The following is a 2,513-nucleotide window of genomic DNA, read 5'->3' on the forward strand; positions in this document are numbered from 1 at the left end:
GGTCAAAATAACACTTCAAAAAATGTCATTATGACACTACAATATCCAAAAACATCACCTGAGTGCTTACCATGCAAGATTTTTCCATCTCTACCTTGATTGAAATGACCATAGGACTCGCAAGTGGTTTGAACGATCAAGATAGATTCAATCGCCTGCTTGATGCGATTCGTAAAACCATTCAATGCGACTGTGTGATGCTGCTTTCACGCCAAGGTGATTTGTTAATCCCCCTTGCGATGCAAGGCTTGACTCGCGATACCTTAGGCCGACGCTTTTTAATTGATGAACATCCCCGCTTTCGTGAGATTTGCCACGCTGATGGGCCGGTTATTTTCGATGCGAATTCATCACTACCCGATCCTTTCGATGGTTTATTAATGGATCATGATGGCGACCTTCCCATGCACTCTTGTATGGGCCTGCCCCTTTTGTTTGGTGATAAACTGCTCGGTATATTGACGCTGGATAGCCTTAATCCCAACATGTTTGAGCATATTCCCAAACGCAGCCTAGAAGCGTTGTCGGCAATCGCGGCCTCTACCTTGAAAATGGCACTGACCTTTTCTCAACTTGAAGCACAAGCCAAACAATCACAGCAACGCTTAGAAGAGCTGAATGAAGAAGCATGGGACAGAGAAGGTGGAGAGATCATCGGTTCAAGTACGTCGATGCTGGCCATGAAAGCCGATTTGGAAGTGGTCGCCCCTTCTAATTTCAACATTTTAATCCATGGTGAAACGGGTGTCGGTAAAGAGCTGGTCGCACGAACACTGCACCAACTATCAGCGCGTAAACGCCAACCCCTTATTTATGTCAACTGCGCCGCAATTCCAGAAAACTTGGTCGAAAGTGAACTATTTGGGCATGTCAAAGGAGCCTTTACTGGAGCAGAACGGCATCGCTTAGGCAAGTTTGCATTAGCCGACGGTGGAACCTTATTTCTCGATGAAATCGGTGAACTGCCATTGGCTGCCCAAAGCAAGATTTTACGTGCATTGCAGAACAATGAAATTCAGCCCGTAGGACAAGATCATGTCCAAACTATTGATGTACGGATATTGGCAGCGACAAATCGAGATTTAAAGCAAGAGGTGGAAGCGGGAAGATTCCGAGCCGATCTTTACCATCGACTCAGCGTATACCCTGTTTATATCCCTCCGCTAAGAGAGCGAAATGGTGACGTTACCTTGTTGGCAGGTTATTTTTTAGAGCAAGCGCGTCGCAAGCTCGGTATCACACAGCTCAAAATCGATCCCAACGCACTGGCTGGGTTACTCAACTACTCATGGCCCGGTAATGTTCGCGAATTAGAACACGTGATCAACCGCGCAGCGCTGAAAGCACGAGCCAGACAAGGCTTACAAGCGTTGATCACCGTCAACAGCTACGACATAGGTGAGTTAGATTTCAGCCTACCTCTGGTTAACACGCCAAGTACGTTGAGCGACACAGAAACCACAGCGAAGGTGTGGCAACGTGGGCTGCGAGAAGCAACGGATGAATATCAGCGTAAATTGATCAGTGAAGCATTGACCCAATCCGATTTTAATTGGGCAAAAGCGGGAAGATTATTGCAAGTGGATCGCGCGAATCTCACTCGGCTTTCAAAACGCTTAGGGATTTCGGTGAAAAAAACACACGCAATTGAGCGTTAATCTCACTTTCATCACTAATATATCTTTTCTCACCCAAACAGTAATTGCAGGTAAGACGCTCACCATACTGTGTGAGCGCTCATTATTCGGCGGTTAGCTACCCACTTTACTCGGCAGCACTTCTGTTGCAACTAAAGCGCGTGGAAATGCGTTTTCATATGCTTGCATAAAGTCTTGGCGGATCAGTTGCTCTAAATGGTTGGCCCGCTCTGTTGGGCAAAAAATCATGAAATGCACGATCTGTTCTCCTGCGGCTGCGCTGCTGATCTGAATGTGCGGCTCAGCACTGGGCAAATCTACACCCGCATGTTTTTCAATCATGCTGTTATAGCGCCTTGCAACATCAATAAAGTGGGCAAAGTGGCTCTCAATCTTTTCATGCATAATCGGCAATAAAGGGTACAAATTTACAAATTCAGGCACTACTATCGAAAAGTTATGAAACACATAACGCTTCATAAAATTAAGGTTTTTTACCGGAAACGAGAAGAACATACTGTTTGGCAAGGTCGCAGTTTTTCCAGTGTAGTGGTATTGACCATGATTCAAGTCGATTTCTTGGATCACGGTTGCCATCAAGTTGTGTTCGATCACTTCACCGCTCAGTTTTCCGACTTCAATCCAATCCCCGATACGAAATGAGCGAGAGCTCGCTCGCTGAATTGAACCCGTAAAACACAAGATGATCTCTTTTGATGCGACTACAATGGCGACCGCTATCGCAGTCACTGACAGTGCAAATTCGTTGATCTCCGATTGCCACAATACGAAGAGGATGACCAAAGTAAACGCAAAGGTGCCATTCTTAGTGCGTGACATCCATTTACGCTGCTTCTCGGTAATCAGTGCGACATC

At 46.0% G+C, this 2,513-nt stretch carries 2 protein-coding genes; one reads left to right on the forward strand and one right to left on the reverse strand.

The window, feature by feature from the left end; genetic code table 11:
- Positions 1-71 precede the first annotated feature (71 nt).
- Entirely contained in the window at positions 72-1,658 is a 1,587-nt protein-coding gene (gene norR, locus AACT21_RS08820; protein ID WP_094163144.1) for a nitric oxide reductase transcriptional regulator NorR, read from the forward strand.
- Positions 1,659-1,751: 93 nt separating this feature from the next.
- Here the strand turns inward: norR and AACT21_RS08825 are convergent.
- On the reverse strand, positions 1,752-2,513 hold a 762-nt coding region (locus tag AACT21_RS08825), incomplete at its 5' end, for a mechanosensitive ion channel family protein (protein WP_094163145.1).

The sequence above is a fragment of the Vibrio sp. V08_P9A1T1 genome (assembly GCF_963874405.1).
Classification (GTDB): domain Bacteria; phylum Pseudomonadota; class Gammaproteobacteria; order Enterobacterales; family Vibrionaceae; genus Vibrio; species Vibrio anguillarum.